This window comes from Bradyrhizobium sp., from assembly GCF_049519115.1.
Classification (GTDB): domain Bacteria; phylum Pseudomonadota; class Alphaproteobacteria; order Rhizobiales; family Xanthobacteraceae; genus Bradyrhizobium.
This window is the reverse complement of sequence record NZ_JBEKRB010000003.1, coordinates 40,588-62,261: the sequence shown is the minus strand read 5'-3', so window position 1 is coordinate 62,261 and position 21,674 is coordinate 40,588. Positions and strand designations below refer to the sequence as shown.

Annotated in this window: 20 protein-coding genes and 1 tRNA gene; 15 read left to right on the top strand and 6 right to left on the bottom strand. The window is 62.3% G+C overall.

What is annotated here, in order from left to right:
• Window positions 1–305: 305 nt before the first annotated feature.
• Complete coding sequence (locus ABSE61_RS03685; protein WP_423869715.1) at window positions 306–1,472, top strand: DNA topoisomerase IB; 1,167 nt, start codon at window positions 306–308, stop codon at window positions 1,470–1,472.
• Between the two features lie 251 nt (window positions 1,473–1,723).
• Entirely contained in the window at window positions 1,724–3,031 is a 1,308-nt protein-coding gene (locus ABSE61_RS03680) for an SLC13 family permease (RefSeq protein WP_423869714.1), read from the top strand.
• A gap of 792 nt (window positions 3,032–3,823) precedes the next feature.
• Here the strand turns inward: ABSE61_RS03680 and ABSE61_RS03675 are convergent.
• Window positions 3,824–4,237 (bottom strand): EVE domain-containing protein, encoded by a 414-nt coding sequence (locus ABSE61_RS03675; RefSeq protein ID WP_423869713.1) that lies wholly within the window; start codon window positions 4,235–4,237, stop codon window positions 3,824–3,826.
• Between the two features lie 227 nt (window positions 4,238–4,464).
• Here ABSE61_RS03675 and ABSE61_RS03670 point away from each other — a divergent pair, with 227 nt between their 5' ends.
• The gene (locus ABSE61_RS03670) at window positions 4,465–5,214 is read left to right on the top strand and encodes a haloacid dehalogenase type II (RefSeq protein WP_423869712.1); all 750 of its coding nucleotides are present in this window, start codon (window positions 4,465–4,467) and stop codon (window positions 5,212–5,214) included.
• 2 nt (window positions 5,215–5,216) lie between these two features.
• On the opposite strand, the gene ABSE61_RS03665 is transcribed toward ABSE61_RS03670, so the two are convergent.
• Together ABSE61_RS03665 and tsaD are read right to left on the bottom strand one after the other, a co-directional pair.
• Window positions 5,217–6,197 (bottom strand): NAD(P)H-dependent glycerol-3-phosphate dehydrogenase, encoded by a 981-nt coding sequence (locus ABSE61_RS03665; RefSeq protein WP_423869711.1) that lies wholly within the window; start codon window positions 6,195–6,197, stop codon window positions 5,217–5,219.
• A gap of 243 nt (window positions 6,198–6,440) precedes the next feature.
• Window positions 6,441–7,532 (bottom strand): tRNA (adenosine(37)-N6)-threonylcarbamoyltransferase complex transferase subunit TsaD, encoded by a 1,092-nt coding sequence (tsaD, locus tag ABSE61_RS03660; RefSeq protein WP_423869710.1) that lies wholly within the window; start codon window positions 7,530–7,532, stop codon window positions 6,441–6,443.
• Between the two features lie 93 nt (window positions 7,533–7,625).
• On the opposite strand from tsaD, the gene ABSE61_RS03655 reads away from it, so the two are divergent.
• The 7 genes from ABSE61_RS03655 to ABSE61_RS03625 all read left to right on the top strand — a co-directional run bounded on the left by ABSE61_RS03655 (window position 7,626) and on the right by ABSE61_RS03625 (window position 15,275).
• Window positions 7,626–8,360 (top strand): uroporphyrinogen-III synthase, encoded by a 735-nt coding sequence (locus ABSE61_RS03655; protein WP_423869709.1) that lies wholly within the window; start codon window positions 7,626–7,628, stop codon window positions 8,358–8,360.
• 34 nt (window positions 8,361–8,394) lie between these two features.
• Window positions 8,395–9,516, top strand: coding sequence for a COG4223 family protein (locus ABSE61_RS03650; RefSeq protein ID WP_423869708.1), 1,122 nt, complete (start codon window positions 8,395–8,397; stop codon window positions 9,514–9,516).
• A 7-nt stretch (window positions 9,517–9,523) separates the two neighbouring features.
• Window positions 9,524–11,200 carry a heme biosynthesis protein HemY gene (locus ABSE61_RS03645; protein ID WP_423869707.1) on the top strand — a complete coding sequence of 559 codons (1,677 nt, stop codon included), beginning with the start codon at window positions 9,524–9,526 and terminating at the stop codon, window positions 11,198–11,200.
• 182 nt (window positions 11,201–11,382) lie between these two features.
• A tRNA-Thr gene (locus ABSE61_RS03640) sits at window positions 11,383–11,458 on the top strand.
• Between the two features lie 76 nt (window positions 11,459–11,534).
• Window positions 11,535–12,893: a tyrosine-type recombinase/integrase gene (locus tag ABSE61_RS03635; protein ID WP_423869706.1), complete on the top strand. Its 1,359-nt coding sequence runs from the start codon at window positions 11,535–11,537 to the stop codon at window positions 12,891–12,893.
• A gap of 116 nt (window positions 12,894–13,009) precedes the next feature.
• Window positions 13,010–13,213: a hypothetical protein gene (locus ABSE61_RS03630; RefSeq protein WP_423869705.1), complete on the top strand. Its 204-nt coding sequence runs from the start codon at window positions 13,010–13,012 to the stop codon at window positions 13,211–13,213.
• A 382-nt stretch (window positions 13,214–13,595) separates the two neighbouring features.
• Window positions 13,596–15,275 carry a carbamoyltransferase family protein gene (locus tag ABSE61_RS03625; protein WP_423869704.1) on the top strand — a complete coding sequence of 560 codons (1,680 nt, stop codon included), beginning with the start codon at window positions 13,596–13,598 and terminating at the stop codon, window positions 15,273–15,275.
• 39 nt (window positions 15,276–15,314) lie between these two features.
• Here ABSE61_RS03625 and ABSE61_RS03620 read toward each other — a convergent pair whose 3' ends face one another.
• The 3 genes from ABSE61_RS03620 to ABSE61_RS03610 all read right to left on the bottom strand — a co-directional run bounded on the left by ABSE61_RS03620 (window position 15,315) and on the right by ABSE61_RS03610 (window position 17,955).
• Window positions 15,315–16,877, bottom strand: a complete 1,563-nt coding sequence (locus tag ABSE61_RS03620) for a methyl-accepting chemotaxis protein (RefSeq protein WP_423869703.1) — start codon at window positions 16,875–16,877, stop codon at window positions 15,315–15,317.
• A gap of 1 nt (window position 16,878) precedes the next feature.
• On the bottom strand, window positions 16,879–17,388 hold the full coding sequence (locus ABSE61_RS03615; protein WP_423869702.1) for a hypothetical protein: 510 nt from the start codon (window positions 17,386–17,388) through the stop codon (window positions 16,879–16,881).
• A 264-nt stretch (window positions 17,389–17,652) separates the two neighbouring features.
• On the bottom strand, window positions 17,653–17,955 hold the full coding sequence (locus tag ABSE61_RS03610; RefSeq protein WP_423869701.1) for a hypothetical protein: 303 nt from the start codon (window positions 17,953–17,955) through the stop codon (window positions 17,653–17,655).
• 297 nt (window positions 17,956–18,252) lie between these two features.
• On the opposite strand from ABSE61_RS03610, the gene ABSE61_RS03605 reads away from it, so the two are divergent.
• From ABSE61_RS03605 to ABSE61_RS03585, 5 genes are all read left to right on the top strand, one after another.
• On the top strand, window positions 18,253–19,944 hold the full coding sequence (locus ABSE61_RS03605; RefSeq protein ID WP_423869700.1) for an amidohydrolase: 1,692 nt from the start codon (window positions 18,253–18,255) through the stop codon (window positions 19,942–19,944).
• Between the two features lie 108 nt (window positions 19,945–20,052).
• Window positions 20,053–20,514: a hypothetical protein gene (locus ABSE61_RS03600; RefSeq protein ID WP_423869699.1), complete on the top strand. Its 462-nt coding sequence runs from the start codon at window positions 20,053–20,055 to the stop codon at window positions 20,512–20,514.
• Window positions 20,511–20,840 (top strand): hypothetical protein, encoded by a 330-nt coding sequence (locus ABSE61_RS03595; RefSeq protein ID WP_423869698.1) that lies wholly within the window; start codon window positions 20,511–20,513, stop codon window positions 20,838–20,840. Before ABSE61_RS03600 ends, ABSE61_RS03595 begins: the two co-directional genes overlap by 4 nt.
• Window positions 20,841–20,920: 80 nt before the next feature.
• Window positions 20,921–21,301 (top strand): hypothetical protein, encoded by a 381-nt coding sequence (locus ABSE61_RS03590; protein WP_423869697.1) that lies wholly within the window; start codon window positions 20,921–20,923, stop codon window positions 21,299–21,301.
• A 117-nt stretch (window positions 21,302–21,418) separates the two neighbouring features.
• On the top strand, window positions 21,419–21,661 hold the full coding sequence (locus ABSE61_RS03585; RefSeq protein ID WP_423869696.1) for a hypothetical protein: 243 nt from the start codon (window positions 21,419–21,421) through the stop codon (window positions 21,659–21,661).
• Window positions 21,662–21,674: the final 13 nt, after the last annotated feature.

The following is a 21,674-nucleotide window of genomic DNA, read 5'->3' as shown; positions in this document are numbered from 1 at the left end:
CCGACAAGCGCAACAACTACGACCTTCGGCGAGGCCTCTTGTGTTGCGCTGGATCAATCCGGCTACCGGGTCTTCGTCGTGGTCGCCAGAGGCCATCAAGGGCCGTCCCGGCCTCTTCGGGACCGCTCGGCAGGGCAGCATTGCGCCCCCGGAAGGTAATTGGAAACCTTTCGCGCCAAGAGTGGGGCTGGCGTGTCCGGCCAATCCCCCCTAAATGGCCGCATTGGGGACATAGGGACCCATGCCGGAACAAACAGAATCAAGCGGCATTAGCAGGGTAAGCGTTGGAGCAGGCATCTAAAGCCATGATGGATCAGCAAAATTTTGTGGAGACGCCGAAAGGCGTGGCCGATCCAGCCGTGGCTTTGGCCAAGGCCTTGGGGCAATGGCCCAAGGCGGGTGAGAAGCCGCAGCCGTCCCTGACCGGCAAAACCGCGCCGGCAACCGCGCCCTCGGTCGAGGTATTGGCCAAGGAAATGGGTCTGACGCTCGGCGAGCAGAACCAGCTCACGATCCGCCGGATCAAGCGCGGCAAGAACTACTCCTTCATTCGCGCCAACGGCTCGCATATCCGCGATGCCAGGACCATCCGCCGTCTGCACAAGATGGCGGTGCCGCCGGCCTATGCCGAAGTGCGCTACTCGCCGGATCCGAATTCGCATTTGCAGGCGGTGGGGCGCGATGCCGCCGGCCGGCTGCAATACCGCTATCATGCCGATTGGGAAAAGGTCCGCGAGCACCGCAAGGCACATCGTTTGGCCAAGCTCGTCGGCGCCTTGCCGAAAATCCGCCGCCACGTCTCGATGCATCTGGCAGGCGACGAGCCCACCCGTGAATTCGCGCTCTCTGCCGTGATCGAACTGATCGCGCGCACCGCGATCCGGCCGGGCAATGAATCCTATGCGCGCATGAACGGCACCCGTGGTGCCACCACGCTGCTCAAGTCCAACGTGACGCTGGACGGCGATAACCTGGTGCTCGCTTTCAAGGCCAAGGGCGGCAAGGCCGTGCGCAAGGAATGCGACGCGGCCAAGCTCGTGCGCGCGATTCCGATCCTGCGCCAGTTGCCGGGCAAGCGGCTGTTCCAGTACCGCGATGCTTCTGGCATCGCGCGCACCGTTTCCACTGCGACCGTGAACACGTTTTTGCGCGAGATCGCCGGCATCAAGATTTCGCTGAAGGATTTCCGCACCCTGATGGCATCGGCCGTGGTGCTGGAATCGCTGTCGCGGATTTCTCCGGCGACGAGCGAGCGCGGCCGCAAGCGCCAGGTTCTGGACGCGATCCGCGCCGCCGCCGATCAGCTTTCCAATACGCCGGCGATCTGCCGCAAGAGCTACGTGCACGACACCATCGTCACGGCGTTCGAAGACGGCATCCTCGAGCGCTTTGCCGCGACCATGAAGGGCTATCGCACCCAGAAGAAGCGTGAGCAGCTGCTGGCGCAAGTGGTGCTGGCGGCCGCGGCGTAAGTCTTCCTCTTGTCGTCCCCGCGAAAGCGGGGACCCATACGCCGAGACTTCAGTTCTTTGGCGAGCTGTTCGACGCTTTTGCGTTCAACATACATCGGTGGTTATGGGTGCCTGCGTGCGCAGGGACGACGTGAACATCGATCCCATTACAAATTTGCATTGTGCGCATATCCAATACCGATTTGCTTCCCCCGCAAATCAGGTGATACCGAAGCTGGCGTGCCGCGTTTCATCCGGACTGATCGCATCTCATGACCGACTCCGCGACCGCTTGGTCCATTCATCCGGGCTGGTTTGCCGCCATCGCCATCCTGCTGTGGGCGACCAGCGCCTTGCCGGAATATCTCACGGCGCTGCTGTTCTTTGCCGCCGTCACGCTGTTTCGCGCGGCGCCGGCAGACGTAGTGTTCTCCGGATTTCAGTCCGAAGCCTTTTGGCTGGTGCTCGGCGGCTTCGTGCTGGGCGCCGCCGTTCGCAAAGTCGGATTGGCCGATCGCGTTGCGCGAAAGCTCGCAGGTTCGCTGACGGGATCGTGGTTGACGATGGTGGCCGGCATCGTGGTGCTGACCTACGCGCTCGCTTTTGTCATGCCGTCGAACATGAGCCGCATCGCGTTGCTGATGCCGATCGTGATGGCGCTAGCCGACCGCGCCGGCTTTGCCGAGGGGTCGCCGGGCCGTTACGCGCTGGCGCTCGCGGTCGGGTTCGGCACCTATGAATTGTCGGCGTCCATCCTGCCCTCGAACGTGCCGAACCTGATCATGACCGGTGCGGCCGAGCACGCCTATGGCATCCAGTTCAACTACATGCCGTATCTGTTGCTGCAGGCGCCGGTCGTGGGCGTGTTGAAGGGTATCCTCATTACCGTGTTTCTGTGGCGGATGTTTCCGGCCTCGCCGCAACGCATCGAAGCCGACGCGTCATCGCCGCCCTGGAGTGCGGCGGAGTTGCGCCTTGCCGTGATTCTGCTGGTCACGCTTCTGCTCTGGATGACGGATGCCTGGCACGGCATCCGGCCGGCATGGGTCGGTCTTGTCGCGGCATGCCTCTGCTTGATGCCGCGCATCGGCTTTCTCACCAGCAATGAATTTGAAACCAGCGTCAATTTCCGCACCTGCATCTATCTTGCGGGAATTCTCGGGCTCGCCGCTGTCGTCGCTTGGTCCGGCCTCGGCGATGCGATTGGTAACAAGCTGATTCCGTTGTTGCCGCTTGATCCCGCGCATCCGGCAGCGGCTTTCGCCTCGATGCTCGGGCTCGGCAGCCTGCTCAATTTCGCGGTAACGGCGAATGGCTTGCCGGCGGTGTTCACGCCGCTCGCGCAATCGCTCGCCGATCATGCCGGTCTCAAGCTTCCGACCGTCTTGATGTTGCAGGTGTTCGCCTATGCGACGCCGCTGTTGCCGTATCAGGCCGCGCCGCTGGTGGTAGCCGCCGGCTTTGCCCGGGTACCGACGCGCGTGATGCTCGTGAGTTGCCTCGTCATCGGCCTTGCGTCGTTCGTCCTGCTCGCGCCGCTCTATTATCTCTGGTTCGAGCTGCTCGGCTGGATCGGGTGAGGGTTGTCTTGCCGCGGCTCTGCCGGTCGTCGTCGTCCGGCTTGACCGGACGACCCAGTATTCCAGAGACGTCGTGGTTTGCGGAGAGGCCTCTGGAATGCTGGATGCCCCGCCTTCGCGGGGCATGACGTTTCGCGCGAAGACCTTCCCGCGAAGCGAATAGGCTTCCGAGTCATTGAAAGGCGTTGTCCCCCTTATCAGAGGGCGCAGGGAATGCCGGGCGCATCGCTCGCACCCACAGCTTGCGTGAAAAGAAAACACGCAGGTAGTCGCCGCAGGTTCGCCGAAAACGTTCCGGCATTCCACGCGCGAATGGTTTTAACGGTTTCCTTCGTGCTCGCCCCGGAGACCGGGCTTTCTTGTCTCCGTCATCTAGTGCGATGCGTTAGCATCGTCACGAAACTTGACATCAGCGTCGGGATATCAGGCCCACACGACTTCGCCGTCCGCTTGTCCGCGCATTCGTCTTGTGCGTGACAAGCGTCCACCGCATCCCGCGCCCAACGTTTTGTGACGATCGCGAAACGTCCCTCTTATCGAGGCGAGACGCGCGAACAAGTGCCGGTGATTTGCCCGACGTCACAAGCGAAAGCAGCTGCGACACATTGGCACGACGGGCAATCGGAGTGGTTGCGGATGCAAATATCAAATGGTCGTCATGGCCGAGCTTGACCCGGCCATCCACGTCTTTGTGCCGCAAAAGATTAAGCAAGACGTGGATCACCGGGGCAAGCCCGGTGATGACGACTGCGCTTGGTCACTTCGCCTGTGCTCACAATGACAGCCTGACGCCTACACCCCGCCCATCTTGCAGACGTACTTCCATTCCTCAGATGTCACCGGCTGCACCGACAGTCGTGAGTATTTCACCAGTGCCATGTCGGCGAGTTTCTTGTCGGCCTTGATCGCGGCCATCGTTACCGGCGTCTTCAGGGGTTTGTCGGCCTTGATATCGACGCACACGAATTTGCCGGTCTTGTCGGTGGGATCGGGGTAGGCTTCCTTGATAACTTCCGCGATGCCGACGATCTCCTTGCCATCGTTGGAATGATAGAAGAACGCTCTGTCGCCCTTCTTCATGTTCACGAGGTTCTGCCGCGCGGTGAAATTGCGAACGCCGGTCCAGGCCTCGCCCTTGGCGCCTTTGGCGACCTGCTGATCCCACGACCACACCGAAGGTTCGGATTTCACCAGCCAGTAATGCATGTGACTTTCTCATCCTGTCATGCCCGCGCAAAAGCGCGAAGCGCGTCTTCGCGCCAGATGTCGCGGGCATCCACGTCTCTCCGGCAGAAGAAAGCAAGACGTGGATGGCCGGGTCAAGCCCGGCCATGACGAAGGTGTATCATCCCGAGCTTGTGACGGGTTCAATACCACGACAGAGCTATAAGCGCCGTCAAGGGTCGCTTCCCGTTCAGGTGAGGGAAAACCAGATGCCGATCAACCGCCGAAAGTTTGTCGCGTTTGCCACAGCGGCGCTTGTGGCGCCAGCCGTTCGAAGTTTCGCGGCGGAGCGCCCCATCGAGGCGATTGCCTTCGATGGATTTCCGATCACCGATCCGCGCCCGGTTTTCGCCAAAGCCGAGGAAATCTTTCCCGGTAAGGGGGCCGCATTGAGCGAAGCCTGGCGCACGCGGCTGTTCGAATACACCTGGCTGCGAACGCTTGGGGGACACTATGTCGATTTCTGGCAGGTCACCGAGGAATCGCTGGTGTTCGCGGCCAAGGCATCGGGAATTGAGCTGGCCGCTGATCAGCGTGACGAATTGATGCAGACCTGGCTCACGCTCAAGGCGTGGCCCGATGTGGCGCCGGCGCTGAAGCAGTTGAAGACCGCGGGCATCCGCATGGCCTTCCTCGCCAATCTCACCGAGACCATGCTCGATGCGGTCGTGAAGAATTCCGGTCTCGAAGGTTTTTTCGAGCCGCATCTGTCGACCGACAGGGTGGAAGCTTTCAAGCCCGATCCGCGCGCCTATCAGATGGGGCCGGATGCGTTCAAACTACCGAAAGAGCAAATCGTGTTCGCCGCTTTTGCCGGCTGGGACGCGGCCGGCGCCAAATGGTTCGGCTATCCGACGTTCTGGGTCAACCGATCGAATGCGCCGGTCGAACAACTCGGCGTGGTGCCGGATGGCGTCGGCTCAGGCATGGCCGATCTGGTGAAGTTCGTGTTGGGGTGAGACTACCCCTCCGCCTTGAACGGGCGCGTCAGCAGGCTTTCGACCGCATCGTCGATCGTGGTCGCGCCGCGCAGGATATCGGCGACCGCGTTCGAGACCGGCATATCGACATCTTGTGCCGCCGCCAGTTCCACCAGCACCGGCGCCGTCGAGGCGCCTTCGGCGAGTTTGCCGCTTGGTGCCGCCTCACCGCGTCCGAGCGCCTGCCCGAGCGCGAAATTGCGCGATTGCGGCGTCGAGCAGGTCAGGATCAGGTCGCCGAGACCCGACAGACCCATCAGCGTTTCTGCACGCGCGCCGAACGCGCGGCCGAAACGGGCCAGCTCCGAAAAGCCGCGCGTGGTCAGCGCGGCCTGTGCGGAAGCGCCGAGCTTTTTGCCGACTGAAATTCCCGCCGCGATCGCGAGCACGTTCTTGGCCGCGCCGCCGATCTCGACACCGCGAACATCTGACGTGTGGTAGGGCCGGAACGTCGACGATCCCAATGCCTGAACGAGCGCTTTCGCAAGTTCTTCGTCGTGCGCCGCGAGCGTCACAGCAGTCGGAAGCCCGCGCGCCACGTCATCGGCAAAGCCGGGACCGGACAGGATCGCGGCGCGCGCCTTGGGCGCTGCTTCCGCAATCACCTCGGTCATGAATTTATGCGTGCCGCGCTCGATGCCCTTGGCGCAGGCGACCAGCGGCGTGCCGTCCGTTAGATACGGGGCGAGCGCAGTCGTCGCCGCGCGCAGATTTTGCGCAGGCGTCGCGATCAGAAGTGCGTCCGCGGCTGCGGCGCGCGCAATATCGTCGGTTATCTCAATGCCGGCATGCAGCGTGATACCGGGCAGTTTCGGATTGCTGCGTGCGGCTGCAATCGCTTTGGCCGTCTCGGCGCTGCGCGCGCAGAGAATGACGTTGCGCCCGGCGCGTGCGGCGACCCCGGCCAGCGCCGTTCCCCACGCACCCGCGCCGATGACGGCGATGGAGTTGAAAGAGGTCATGGGAGGGCCTCAGTGAATGAGATCACTCCGCAGTCACTCCCACCCCCTGAAAGGGCGAGGGTTGGGGAGGGGGTCAGCAGAGCGCGCAAACTGTTTTGCAACCTTGACCCCCACCCGGCTCGCTCCTGCGGAGATCGCCGACCTCCCCCTTTCAGGGGGAGGTTCAAGAGGAGTTCGGTGTGGAAGTGTTCACCCACAATGTCCTTTTGAGGAAAACCGGTTCCCACTTTCCGGATCATGCTCTCAAAACCCCGCGCGCGAATTGCGGTGACCGGTCGGCGAGGGCGCCTTGTCGTCGAGCAGCCAGCGCGCCCGCGGCGCGGTGTCCATCGTGTCGGTTAGACCAAGCGCCAGCCGTTCGGCACCGGCCCAGGCGATCATCGCGCCATTATCAGTGCAGAGCGCGGGCGGCGGAATGATGAGTGTGGTCTCGGCCTTCGCCGCGACCTGCTGCAAGGCGCCACGGATCGCCTGATTGGCGGCGACCCCGCCGGCCGCGACCAAGGCGCGCGGCGGACCGAATCGCTCCTCGAACAGCCGCAACCCGACACTCAGGCGGTCCGCGGTCGATTCCAGCACGGCGGCCTGAAAGCTCGCGCAGAGATCGCGGATGTCCTGCGGCTCGGGCGTCGTCAGCCGGGCAGCTTCGTTGCGTACCGCCGTCTTCAGCCCCGACAATGAGAAATTGGCGTCGTTGCGCCCCAGCATCGGCCGCGGCAATGCAAAGCGTGTGGCGTCGCCGCCGCGCGCGGCGCGCTCGACCTCCGGTCCGCCGGGATAGGGCAGGCCGAGCATTTTGGCGACTTTGTCGAAGGCTTCGCCAATGGCGTCATCGACCGTCGTGCCGAGCCGCACATAGTTGCCGACGCCGATGACGGCGACGATTTGGGTATGACCTCCCGAAGCCAGAAACAGGCAATAGGGAAACGCCAGCGCACAGGTCAACCGTGGCGTCAGAGCATGAGCCTCGAGATGATTCACCGCAATCAGCGGCGTGTCATGCACCATCGCAATTGCTTTCGCCGTCGTCAGCCCGACGATCACCCCGCCGATCAGGCCGGGGCCGGCGGCTGCGGCCACTGCCGACAACTGTGCAAAACCGACGCCTGCGTCCTTCATCGCGGCGTCCACGATGCCGTCGAGCAGATCGACATGGGCGCGCGCCGCGATTTCCGGCACCACGCCGCCATAGATCGCGTGCTCTTCGATCTGCGAGCGCACGATGTTGGACAGGATCGTGGCCGTACCGTCGCTCGATCGTTCGACCACGGCGGCTGCGGTTTCATCGCAGGTGGTCTCGATCCCCAGTACCAATGTTCTGATGTCGCTAGCCAATGTCGTCAGCCAATATGGGGCCTTGCGCTTTCGGGAAATCCGGCGTTTCCCTATCCGGTAGCATTGAGCGTTCGACCTGGGAAGTTCGATTGCATGGCCATCCTTGTCACGCGCCCGCTTCCGGACGGCGAGACCACCGCGAGCGCCCTACGGGCGAAAGGCTTTGAGGTCCTGCTGGCGCCGATGCTGCGGTTCGAGCAGGTCGCGTTCCACGACGATCGAGATGCGCCCTATGGCGCGGTCATTGTCACCAGCGCCAACGCGCTGCGCGCGATCGAAAGCAAGCTTCAAGGAAGCCCCTTGCTCAAATTGCCGCTGTTTGCGGTCGGTGAACATACCGCTGAGGCAGCGCGCGCGGCCGGGTTTGCCAAAGTGATCTCCGCCGATAGCGATGCCGCGGGTTTGCGCGAGCGCATCCTGGCGAGCGTCAAGGCGAAGACGCTGAAGAAGACGAGCCCGCTGCTTTATCTGGCCGGCGCTGACCTGGCCCGCGACCTGCCGGGCGAACTCGGTGAGCGCGGCTTTACGGTGGTCACCCAGACCACTTATCGCATGGTGGCGCTGCCGAACCTGCCGGCGGAAACCCGTGAGGCTTTTGCCGCCCATGAAGTCGAAGCCGTGCTGCATTACTCACGGCGCAGCGCGCGGGCGTTCATCGAGGCGGTCCGGGCCGCCGGCGTTGAAATATCGGCGCTTTCACTGCCGCAATGCTGTTTTTCCGCCGGGATCGCCACCGTCCTCCGCGATGCCGGGGCGGCGCGGGTTTTAGTCGCGGCCTCGCCCGATGAGGGCGCCTTATTTGTGGCACTGGAATCCGCAACTTGCTAACCATCGGACGGAATCGAAGCCTTAGGGAACCCGCATGGACGACAACACGCTCGATGACGCGGCCTCGCCTGAGGCGGGCCGGCCCCGGCGCGCGCCGCCGACCATCGACCTCGAGGCCTCCGAGGTGACGTCCGCAACCGCGAGCGGCGGCGACAAAGGCGGCGACAAGCGGTCTTCCTGGTTGTCGTCCACGGCACTTCATCCTTTTTGGGTCGCGGCCGTCACTGGCGCGGTGACCGCCGTGCTGGTGATCGCGGTCGCCTGGGCGGTGGGATGGCCGGCGGAGACCGCCCGGCCGGTGGTAGCGACCGACGCCGGCGCCATCGAGACGCTTTCATCGCGTCTTGCGGAACTGGAAGGGCGGGTATCAAAACCTGCCGTGCCGGACCCGGCGTCTCGGCTTGACGCGCTGGAAAAATCGCTCGCATCGCTCCGAACCGATGTTGCGGGCGCCCGGGCCCAATCCGGAAAACTCGCAAACGATATCGAGGCGATCAAATCGGCGCCGCCTGCATCGGTAGCGTCGCCAGCCCCGCCCGACTTGACGGCGATCGAAGGGCGTCTAGCCGAAGTCGAGCGCGCGGTTCGCGCCGAGGGCGAGCGCATCGCGCAGGCCACGAGCCAACCGGCCGACGACGTCGCGCTGCGGCGTCTGGTCGTGGCGTCCATGCTCGATCTGTCGGTGCGTCAAAGCGAGCCGTTTACCGACGCGCTGAAGGCCGCGAAAGCGCTCGCCTCCGATCCGCAGATGCTCAAGCCGCTGGAGGATTTCGCTGGCTCAGGCGTGCCGAACCCGGCGGCCCTTTGCCGCGAGCTGTTGACGCTGGTGCCGAAACTGGAGCCGCCCGCGACCGCAAGTGCGACGACGGGCACCGGCATTGTCGAGCGTTTGCAGGCGGGCGCGGCGAAGCTGGTGCGCGTCGAACGCACCGATGCAGTCGGAAATGACCGCGGCGCCATCGTCGCGCGCATCACCACGGCTGCGCTGCGCAACGACGTGTCGGAGGCGCGGCGTGAGTTGATGTCGCTTAATCCTGCCGACCGTGCGTCTGCGCAAGGGTGGCTCGACAAGGCCGCCGAGCGCGATGCGGCGCTCGCAGCCGCGCATCATTTCGCGGCCGAGGCCATGGCGGCGCTCGCCAAACCTACGCCATAGCCGTTCGATGTATCGGATCATCCTCTTCCTGTTGCTGATCGCGCTCGCGGCCTGGGGCGCAGCATGGGTCGCCGATCAGCCGGGCGAGGTTGTATTCCCGTGGGATGGCGGGCGGGCGCATGTCACGCTGCTGGAATTCGCGGTTGGGTTTGGCAGCGCCGTCGTCGCCGCTGTCATCGCCTGGAGCGTCGTGTGGGCACTGTGGCGGCTGCCGGAAAAAATCCGAAAAGCCCAACGCGAGCGGCGGCATGCGCGCGGCCGGAACGCGATCACGCAGGGGCTTTTGGCGATCGGCCACGGCGATTCGGCCGCCGCGCGTCTGCACGCGGATGTGGCGCGCCGTCATGCCGCGGGCGATCCGCTGACGCTGCTATTGCACGCCCAGTCGGCGCAGCTCGATGGCAACCGCGATGCCGCGCGCGAGGCGTTCCACACCATGGCGACGCGCGAGGATACGAGGCTGTTGGGTCTGCGCGGATTATTCATCGAGGCGCAACGTGCCGACGATGTCGTTGCCGCGGTCGCGATCGCGGAAGAGGCGCTGAAGACCTCGCCATCGTCGACCTGGGCCTCGCAGGCGGTGCTCGGCTTTCGCTGCGCCAGGGGCGACTGGATGGGCGCGCTCGCTATTCTCGACAACAATCTGGCCTCCGGCCTGATCGACAGGCCGGTCTACCGGCGCCAGCGCGGCGTGCTGCTGACGGCGCGCGCGCTGGAGCTTGAGACGGTGGACCGCGATCAGGCGCGCGACGTCGTGACAGAGGCGGTCAAGCTGGCGCCGACGCTGGTGCCCGCCGCGGCGCTTGCCGCGAAATTTCAGAGCGAGGCGCATCAGATCCGCCGCGCCATGCGCCTTGTCGAAGCGGCATGGCTGGCGCAGCCGCATCCTGATCTCGCCGACGCCTACGCCCATGTGAAGTTAGGGGATTCCGCGCGCCAGCGTCTTGTGCGGATCGAAACCTTAGCCGCCAAGATGCCAAGCCATCTGGAAAGCGCGCTCGCGGTGGCGCGGGCTGCGATCGATGCCACCGAATTTGGCAAAGCGCGCGCGGCGCTGGCGCCATATCTCGATGCGCCGACGCAGCGCGTGGCGATGCTGATGGCCGAGATCGAACGCACCGAACATGGCGACACCGGCAAGGCGCGGGCCTGGACATTGCGCGCGGTGCGCGCGCTTCACGATGCGGTCTGGACTGCGGACGGTTATGTCTCCGACCGGTGGCGGCCGGTATCGCCGGTATCCGGGCGGCTCGATGCCTTTCAGTGGCAGATGCCGCTGTCGGCGCTGCCATCCGGCAACGGCGCGCTCGAGCCTTCGCCGTTCGAGCAGGCGATGCTGGCGGCTACCCCGGAACGGACGGTGGTAGCGAGCGAACTCCCGGACACGCCCACATTAGTGGCGCAGGATAATGCGCCCATAGTTTCGCCCGCAGCCGAGCCGCCACCGGTTGCCGCGGCTCCAGCTCCGACTCCGGCCGCGGCACCGCCGCTGTTTCGCGCCCGCACCGATATTCCCGCCGCGAATGAGAAGCCTGCACCACCGATTCCACCGGTGATTCCAATCATCCGCCCGCCCGACGATCCCGGCGTCGATGACGGAACCGAGCCGGACGAATTCGCTGAAATACCCGCGCCCGGCCAGACCGGGGGATGGCGCGGCTTTCTCTCCCGCATCCGCGGCTGATTCGAAAACATCGCGCCCAAACAAGGAGATGGACCCGAGCCGGCGCGACGGGGCGATTGAGCACCAGCGTTTTTCTTGCCAAGCGGGGCGCTGCCCGATATCAGGTGCGGGCGTTTTCGGGCGAACCGACCGGTTTCGGGGCAAACGTCCCGATGCCTCGTGAAAACGCTTCGAAGTGGTCCGCCGCAATAGCTCAGTTGGTAGAGCACGTCATTCGTAATGACGGGGTCACAGGTTCGAGTCCTGTTTGCGGCACCACCTCACATTCGCCCTCGTTCTCCATCGTCCATTTCGCTGATCTAAGGCGCTGAGATAGCGCACTTTTTCTTATTTCGTGGTCGCGCGCGTTCGTTCCAGCTCGTTGACAGTCGCAAAAAGTGTGGTCCTTTTAGTGGTCCTTTGGTCAACGGGTGACTCCGAAAAGACCACACTTCGGGAGAGCTACATGGCGGGCGGGAAACTCACGGACACGGCCATCAAGAACGCCAAGACCGGCGTGCGGCTGACGATTTTGTCTGATGGCGGCGGTCTTCAACTTTGGCTCATGCCAACGGGCGGAAAGCTCTGGAACTACGCTTATCGGTTTGGCGGCAAGCGCAGGAAGTTAGCGATCGGGCCGTACGGCAAGGAGCCTGCCGGCATTCCACTGGAAGCAGCAAGAAAGCGAAGGGACGAGGCGGTTGGCCTCTTGCGAGAAGGTGTAGATCCATCCACACGGAAGCGCCAGGTGAAGGCCGCGCGAGCGGAGGCAAATGCCAATACGTTCGAGGTGGTCGCTGATGAATTGCTCGCCAAGAAGAAGCGCGAAGGGATAGCCGCTGCCACCGCTGGCAAGTTGGAATGGCTGTTAGGTCTCGCAAAGGCCAATCTGAGGGCGCTGCCGATTGCCGAGATTTCAGCTGGCGAGATCCTGCGCGTTCTACGGCCGCTCGAAGCCTCCGGCAAGCTTGAGACTGCAAAGCGACTGCGTGCTGTTATCGGTTCAGTGTTCCGCTACGCGATCGCCACCGCGCGCGCCGACAACGATCCGACACAGGCTTTGCGCGGCGCCATCGCCTCCCCGAAGCCCAAACATAGGGCCGCGATCACTGACCCGACGGAGTTCGGTGGTCTGCTGCGCGCCATTGATGGTTTTATGGGGCAACCAACGACGAAGGCGGCGCTGCAACTTATGGCGCTCCTCGCATGCCGGCCTGGCGAGTTACGACACGCGAACTGGATGGAGTTCGATCTTGACCGCCGCGTGTGGAACGTTCCTGCCGAACGGACGAAGATGCGCCGGTCCTACCGCATTCCGCTGCCGGCGCAAGCCGTGGCTATTCTGAAGTCGCTGCACCCAGTCACGGGACACGGCGTAGCCGGGCTAGTGTTTCCCGGTTTGCGCAGCGTGAAGCGGCCGATCAGCGAAAACACGATGAACGCGGCGCTCCGGCGCATCGGCTTCTCGCAGGAGGAAGCTACCGCGCACGGCTTCCGCTCCACGTTCTCCACACTCGCCAATGAAAGCGGCAAATGGAGCGAGAATGCAATCGAGGCGGCGTTGGCGCACATCGAACCGAATGCAGTGCGCCGGGCCTACGCGCGCGGCGACTATTGGGATGAGCGCGTGAAGATGATGCAATGGTGGGCCAACTATCTCGATACTCTGCGGAAGGGCGCGCGCGTGGTGTTGTTCAAAGCGGCATCAGCATGAATCGAAAACACGGCAAAACTTAATTCCTCTTGATCTCTGAAGTGGTGGCAACCTCAAAGTCGGAATGTACGGAGGCGGGCCCGGAGCCGAGGGGATTTCGGGACGGAGCAAACCTATTGGCGACCGCGCAACAAGTTGCCGTAACGGATCCAGAAGTCGCTAAGGACTATTCTGTCGAGCTCGCCCCGACGTTGACGCCTTCGCAGCTGCGCGAGGACGTCGCCGGGCAGCGCGGCCAGAAATTCCCACCCCTCGGCTTTATCAACGAACAGCTCCACGATACTGGCGTCCAGGCGGGCATCATCATCGCTGGCCGTTGATCGGCGATCTTGCGAGCCTGGTGAGCCCATCAGTCCTTCGTCGGGTAAGAGGCCAGACGGTTCCGTCTCTCCGTTTTTATCTATTTCTTTATAAGCAGGGCCGTTTCGGACCCGCGGTGCGCACCACCCTCCGTCCCAATCCGTAAGCTTTCGAAACCGCCGTCTCGACCGACACGAGGTACTGCGCTGGCGTTGTATTCAACGGCGAACCGCTTTTGACGGTCCCAAAATTGTGCTACAGCTCGGGGCCGAAGTCAGTTCAAGCGATTGATTTAGCTATATTTTTGACGGCATGCGCCATTGCATTTTCTAGGCGCCATGATTTCCACCAAGAGCCGAGGTTCGACGCGCTTAGAAAAAGAGCGACAGGGAGTGGAGCGGGGTGGTCAACGTCCTCGGAATCAACTCGGTGTATCACGAGTCAGCGGCAGCGCTGCTCGTCGATGGCAAACTGGTCGCCGCCGTCGAGGAAGAGCGCTTCAATCGGATCAAGCACGCCAAGGAAGCCGATTGGGATAACCCGCACCAACTCCCCGAGCGCGCGATCCGCTTTTGCCTGAAACACGCAGGTCTCACCCCGCGCGACCTCGATCATGTCGCTTACTCGTTTGACCCCAAGCTGCGCCGGAAGCGATATCGCGCCGAGTGGTGGGGGCTTAAGGTCGAGGAAACCTTCCAGCTGCGACTCGGTCAGGTGCAAAGTGCCGCCGAAGAGTTTCTTGGGCGCTCGCTGGGCCAGCGATTCCATTTCGTGCCCCACCATCTGGCGCATGCCGCGTCGGCATATTTTCCGTCCGGCTTCGATCGCGCCGCCATCCTCACCCTCGACGGGATCGGCGAGTCGGCGGGCTCCTCGCTGGCGAAGGGCGTCGGCACGCGCATCCAATCCGTCGAAACCTTCGAATACCCGCATTCGATCGGTTTCCTGTGGGAGGAGTTCAGCGGGTATCTTGGTTTTTCGAACTACGACGCGTCGAAAGTCATGGGGCTGGCGGCTTACGGCAATCCGCAAGTCTTCCATCAGGCCTTTCAATCGATTCTGCGCACGGAAGCGGAGAACTACGGGGTGGCCCAGGATTTTCTGGGTGTGCAACCGGACAAGTTCGCCAGAATGGAAACGATGTTCGGCCCGCCGCGCGGCATGGATGACGAAATCCTGCCGCGGCATGCCGACATCGCGGCCGCCTTGCAGGCGACGACGGATGCCGCGGTCATGGCGCTGGTTCGACGCGTCAAACGCAAGGTGCCGTTCGACAATTTGTGCATTGCCGGCGGCGTCGCGCTCAACTGCGTGACCAATGAAGTGATCACACGATCCGGCGAATTTTCCAACGTGTTCATCCCGTCGGCGCCGCACGATGCCGGCACCGCGATCGGCGCCGCCTTTGCCGTGCATTGCGCCAAGCAAAAGCGGCCGCCCCAGCGCGGCTATTCAACGCCGTATCTCGGGCCTTCGTTCAAGCGGAGTGATATTCTCGCGGCGGTCAAATCGGCGGGTCTCACAGCGCGGCGAAGCAAATCGCCGGCGCGCGATGCCGCGGACATGATCGCCGACGGCAAGATCGTCGCCTGGTTTCAGGGTCGCATGGAGTTCGGACCGCGCGCGCTGGGTAACCGTTCGCTGCTCGCCGATCCGCGCCGGCCGGAGATGCGCAATATCCTCAATCAGAAGGTCAAGCACCGCGAGGATTTTCGCCCTTTCGCGCCGAGCGTCATGGCCGAACATGCCGACGAATGGTTCGAGGTCGGCGCGCATTCGGCGAGCCATGCCTTCATGCTGTTTGCACCCGAGGTCAAGCCTGCGCAACGCGACCGCATCCCCGCCGTCGTGCACAAGGATGGCACCGCCCGCGTGCAACTCGTGAGCCGCAAATCAAATCCGAGATTTCACGAGCTGATAGCTGCCTTCTTTGCCAAAACCGGCGTCCCGCTGGTCGTCAACACCTCGTTCAACGACAGCGAGCCGGTCGTTTGCACGCCCACCGATGCGATCGTCACGTTCCGCAAGTCCGGCATCAACGCGTTGTTCATGGACGATGTGGTTCTGGTGGCGCGGGAATGACCGGCTTTTCGCGCTCGACAGCCGGTCCGGCTGCATCCATCAGGCTGTTTTTCGGTCCCCAACGGAACCCGATCGGCTTGGCGCACCGCCGCTGCGTCGGTCCGGGCCGCGGTAGTCCGGATCGTCCTGCTCGCGACGATCCATCGGGCCGCTGCGCAGCGTGGCGAAGAACTTCTGCACCTCGATAGAAAGTTTTTCAGCCGCGCCCGATACCTTGCCGGAGGCATCAAGCACACGGTCGGCCGATTGATTGGCCTCCCCGATCGCGGCAGTCACCGTAGATATATTTGAAGCCAGCGTCTGGGTTCCCGACGCCGCCATCTGGACGCTCTGCTCGACCGCGCTGGCGATGGCGGTCGTCACCTCGTCGATCTGGCGCATCGCCGCCCCGACTTCCTTGACGGACGCGAACGCCGTGCCGGTCGAAGTCTGAATCGGTTCGATATGACTGGCGATCTCCTGCGTCGCCCTCGCGGTCTGCGCTGCCAGCGATTTTACTTCCTGCGCGACGACAGCAAAGCCACGGCCGGCGTCCCCGGCACGCGCGGCCTCGATCGTGGCGTTGAGCGCCAGAAGATTGGTCTGCGCGGCGATCGCCTGAATCAGATCGACCACCGACGAGATGCTTTTGGCGGCCTCGGCAAGGCCCTCGATCTCGGTTTCCGAACGCGCCGTGACCTGTCCCGCCGAACGAACCGTCGAATTCGACACTTCGATCTGACGGCCGATTTCCTGGATCGAGCTCGCCAGCTCTTCGGCGGCTGCGGCGACGGAGTGGACGTTATGTGCGGTCTGTTCGGACGCCGTCGCTGCTGTTGTGGCCTGCAGTGTCGCTTCGCCCGATATTGCGGTCAGGGCCTCGGCGGTCTGCTTCATGACATCGGCATTTTCTCCGACCATCGACAACAGTTCGTCGGCGGTCGTGCGGAACTCCTCGACCGCACTTTCCATGCCATGGTTGAATGCTTCCCGTGCCGCGACTTCGCCGGCAAAGGCCTTGGCGGCGTCTTGCTGCGCGATCACATTATCCCGGAATTTCGCGACCGCGCCTGCCACCTGACCGATTTCGTCTGTGCGCGTAGCGGCATTGAATTCGGCTGACGTGTCGCCGCCGGACAGCCGGGTGGCGTCGCTGACGAGTTCACTAAGCGGGCGGGTAATGCCGCGGGCGATGAAGAACGCCACCAGGGCTCCGAACAGGGCGGCGATGACGGCTTCGATTTTCTGCAGCAAAAGCGACTGATCGACTCGCGCCCTTGCGGCGACGGAGCTGTCGCGCAACGCCTGCGTGATGCCGGTCTTGATCGTTTCGATCTTGTTGATCGCGTCATCCGTCACCGGAGTCACCCCTTGATAGTAGATGTCATCGCCGCGCAGGAGGTTCGCCGACGTCTGTTCGAACGCGCCGGCGTAGCTGGACATGCCGGTTTTCACCGCTGGCAACATCGCCGCAAGATTTGGCGGCAGGCCGCCCTTTTCAAATTCGCTTATCGATCGTTGCGCCTTGTCGACATTGGTCTTGAATACATCGCGCTCTTTCGGATCGTGGGTCGCCAACAACCGCCAATTTGCGACGCGAACCCGCAGAACCGTGGATTCCAATTCACTGGCGGAATCGGGCGAACGCGGTGTCTTTCGCCGCTTCCGAGAATTTATCGATGTCGTCCGTCATCTCGACGCCGACCTTGAACAAGGCGTCCCTGCCGGTAACGAACGACTTGACTGCATCGCCAAGCGCAGCGCGCTTGGCCTTCAGTTCCGCGACGCTTCCTTGAAGCTCGCGATAGATCGCGCGCCGGTCTTCGGCGGAAGCCCTTTTAATGCCATCTTCGACCATGCTGCCTACATCGGCGAGCCGCTTTTCGGCCTCCGCGAAAGATGGTTCGTCGTGATCGAACTGGTAGCGAAGGAGGGCACGGCGAACGGCCTGCAACTCGCTCGATAGCTGCACTGCGCGCATAGCGTACTCGGACTGCAATGCCATCAGGTTCACACCGGTCGTGATTTCCGAAAGCTGCCAGGTCGTAAATCCGGCAGCCAGCATCCCGAACGCCACGAGCGCCCCGAAGCCGCCATAGAGCCGGCCTCGGATGCGGAGATTGAGCTTTGTCATTGGATTGTCCTCGAAGAGGCGCTCGGCAAAATCGTTCGTGGCTGCCGGCCGTCCTGCTCGCCGTCAGTCCGAACTGAGGAGGTTTTCAAAGCGGGTTTGGTGCCAGTCTGGATTGAAAAAAATACGCCGGCGGCGTCTTTAAATGCTGAAGGCGGGTATCGGATTTCGGCAAGCAGGTATTGCTACGTACGTTCCGGAGGATTGTTCAAACGAAACGTTTTGACGTCGGATTGAAAGCGATGCGCCGCAAGACGCTTAGGGCACTTATTTTTGCGACTTGAGGCGACCTGTTGAAAAATTTGAAAGTGACGCCACAAGTGAATGCACATGATCTACTTCATCCACTATTTCCCGCCGCCGCTTTTCAAAGTGAGCTTTAAGGGTTTCGTTTGAAAGCAGGCAGTCCATCTGCGCGATCTTGGCAACCATTTGATCCAGCAGATCGAGCGCAATTTCCAGCGTGTCCGTCATCGAATCGAACTTCTTTTCCGCGACCTCGATCGCCGTAGTCGCGGCCCCCAAGCCGGGCATTCCCGCACCGCCGGGAAATGAAAGCAGTTCGCCCATGGTTCGCCTGACAGGTCATGCGGTCGGCCAGGCCGTCGATACGGGCCAAATTGATCGCCGGCTCAATTCTCAAACTAAGGTTTGTGCGTCTTCAAAAGCTGAAGATGGGTATCGGATTTCAGCAAGCCGGTGTTTCTACGGATGGCCAGTTTTTCATTTACGGCAGCGCCACCGCTCGAAACCAATTCAGATAGTGATTGGCCGCCTCGTCATCGCGACTCTTGCGGCGTCACGATTTCGGGCTAATTTGCGCCGCTTCGGGCCGCGTTTCGCGGTTCACCCAGGACTATCAATCGAATGGCCTTAAATCGATCGCCCGGTCACTTCTTCGTCCTGATGGTGTGGATGGGTGTTCTCGGCGCGGCGGCAGCGGCCGATCCCGCCGATCTCCTGCTCGTCAACGGCAAGATCATTACCCAGGATGCCACCTCGTCGGTGGCGGAGGCGCTCGCCATCGAAGCTGGACATATCGCCGCGACGGGCAGCGCAACAGAACTTCGCAAACTGGCAGGGCCGTCCACCCAGGTGATCGATCTCGGCGGGCGCACGGTGATTCCGGGTCTGATCGATTCCCACATTCACGCCATTCGCGCCGGCTTTCGTTATGCGACCGAAGTGAATTGGGAGGGCGCGACCAGCTTTGGTGAAGCGTTCGAGCGTCTCAAGTCGGCGGCCACAGACGCGAAGCCCGACGCCTGGTTGATCGTCGCCGGCGGATGGACGCCGCGGCAGTTTGCCGAGAACCGGCGGCCGACCGACGCGGAGATTGCGGCCGTCGTCTCCGGCCATCCCGTCTACATCCAGCTTTTCTACGGCTATGTGCTGATCAATGCCGAGGGCCGCGACAGGCTCGGCATCAAGACCGAGGCGGATCTGCCTGCCGGCGCGAAGTTCGAGCGCGACCGCGAGGATCATGACACCGGCTGGATCGTCGGCAAAGGCTCCGCGATTGTTTCGCTTTTTTCGCATTTGCCCAAACCGAAAATCGAACAGGCGATCGACGGCACCCGCCAATTCCTGCGCGAATTGAGCAGTCTTGGCGTAACCGGCGTGGTCGATCCCGGCGGACATAATCTGGCGCCGGAGGATTACGCCGCGTTGTTCCATCTGTGGCGCGCGCACGAACTGCCGCTTCGCGTGGTCTACAGCATCTTTGCGCCGCGTCCGGGAAAGGAGCTGGAGGATTTTCAGGCCACCACGCAATTCCTGCCGATGGGCTTTGGCGACGATTGGTTGCGCTTCAACGGCATCGGCGAGTGTGTCACCTGGGGCATGTACAACAACGATGCACCCAGTGAGGTCGACAAGGAAGCCTTCTATCGCGTGGCGCGCTGGGCTGCGGACCAGGGCCTGACGTTGACCGTCCATTGGAACAACGATCGCTCCGTTCATCATCTGCTGGACGTGTTTGAGCGCGTCAATCGCGAGGTGCCGATTGCGCCGTTGCGCTGGTCGATCGCGCACCTTCACGACGCATCCGATGCCTCGTTGCAACGCATGAAGGCGCTTGGCGTCGGCTGGCTGATGCAGGACGGACTCTACTTCGCGGCAACCTCCTACATCGCAGAACGGGGAGAGGCGCAAATGCAGCGCTCGCCGCCGATCGGTTCGGCGCTCAGGCTCGGCCTCCCCATCGGGGGCGGTACCGATGCCAATCGCGTGATGATCGAAAATCCCTTCGTGTCGCTGCGCTGGATGCTCGACGGCCTCACCGTCGACGGGGTCGAGACCCGCGGACCGAAGGAGGTACCGAGCCGCGAACAGGCGCTTCGTATCTACACAGAGGGAAGCGCCTGGTTTGCACATGATGAAAATCGCAGGGGCCGGTTGATGCCGGGCATGCTCGCGGACCTTGCTGTGCTCAGCGATGATTATTTTACAGTTCCGGTTTCCCACATCGCGAAAATCAAATCGCTGCTGACGATGGTCGGCGGTCAAATCGTCTACGCAGCCGGCCCGTTCTCTGATCGCGATGCAGCACGTCACTGATGCGTTGACATCGCGCGCCCGAAAATAGAATTAGAACAAAACTAAAGCGCGGCGGTGTTCCTTCGAAATGATCGTGCTTAAAGTCGCGGGCGCTATATAGGGGGGAAGATGTCGACATTTCTGCTCATTCTGCACGGCCTGTTGGCCGTGGCGCTGCTCGGCAGCATCACGCATCAGGCGGTCGCAGTTATCTGGCCTGCGCGAAGCAAGGCAGGATTCGTCAACGCGTACCGTTCGGTTTCAAGCCGTGCCTATGTCAACGCCAATATCGTGCTGTTTCTCGTCGTCGCGTTTCTCGGCGGCTATATCTATCCGATCTATCGGGTCTGGGTGCGAACCTATATGGAAAACGCGCGGCTGTTTCCGGCCGTAGGCTCGTTCGAGATCAAGGAGCAATTCATCGCGATCGGGCTCGGCATGCTGCCGCTCTATTGGCTGGTGTGGCGTCGTCCGGATCCGGCGAGCGATTCCGCGCGTACGGCCGTGACACTGATCTTCTGCTTCATCATCTGGTTCAGCTTTATCGTCGGTCACATCCTCAACAACATCCGGGGCTTTTTCGGGCTATGAATAACAATCAAATCGAAAAGGTCATTCCGGTTTTCTCGGCGGCGTTCGCCCTGATCTACATTGTTTCAGTCGAAATGAACTGGGCGCTGTTCACCTACCATCCAAAAATCGGCCAGTTCGGTTGGCTGGTCGAGCCCTCCAGAGACGGTCCGCCGATGTATTGGTATGGCTGGCTTGTGACCTCGACGCTTGGTGCGACTGCGGCGAGCGTGATAGCGTTGCCGCTGCTGAAAAATCGGCCGACGCCTTATTGGCTCGGGTGGATTGTTCCGCTTCTGGTTATCCTCAGCGTCTTCTATTTTTTCCGCGATTGGTTTCTGCGCTGAGATCGAAGTTCAAAGGCGCGATCGCAAGGTAAAGAATGCGCACAAAACCGCGACACCGCTCGATCGGGCTATCCTTTGTCATGCGACTTGCCGGCTTCGCCGCTTTTGCAACGGTCGTGTTCTCGTGTGGGGCGTCTCATTCGGGAGAGCTCGACTCCGAGCGAGACGAAGATGTTGATCTGGCGTTCGTCGGCTCGGCCAGGGAGACCGGGACGCTGGCGCCTATTCCCGGGGTTCAAATCAGGGCCGAGGCCGCCGGCCGGAGGATTTTGATTCGCACCAATACCGAGGGCGTCTACCGGCTGATTCCGAATTTCGGCAATGGTGTCACGGCCGACCAGGTGACGATTTCGTGCAACAAAGACGGCTATGAGACGGTCGATGTGTCGCGGCGGCAGCTTTCGGACAAGAAGGTGAAGGAGCTGATCGTGGCAGAGTGCCTGCTGGCCCCCAAGCGTTGATCTGCAAGCCTTGATCTGGCGGAACCCGAAATATTCCGGGGATATGTGAGGCCGTTCACAGTGGAATTCGTCCGCGGCTCCTAGAACAGGGCGCAAATCTCTTTGTGGGAGGCGTCCATGTTCCCATCAGTCAACAAGCGTCTGACAGACCGGGTTTCTCGACAGGATTTCTACGAACGCGCCTGGCCGTCGATCGTCCGAATTATCATTCTGGAAATTCTGCTGCTGCTCGCGCTGTCCGGCGCGCTGGTCTTCTATCTGAACTGGTCGTCGGAGGCCGCCGTGTCTGAATTCATGACAGGCGAGAGCCAACCGCTTCAGGCCGTCAAGGCTCATTTGTCCTGCGACCGCAGCGCCTGATTCAATCGATCCG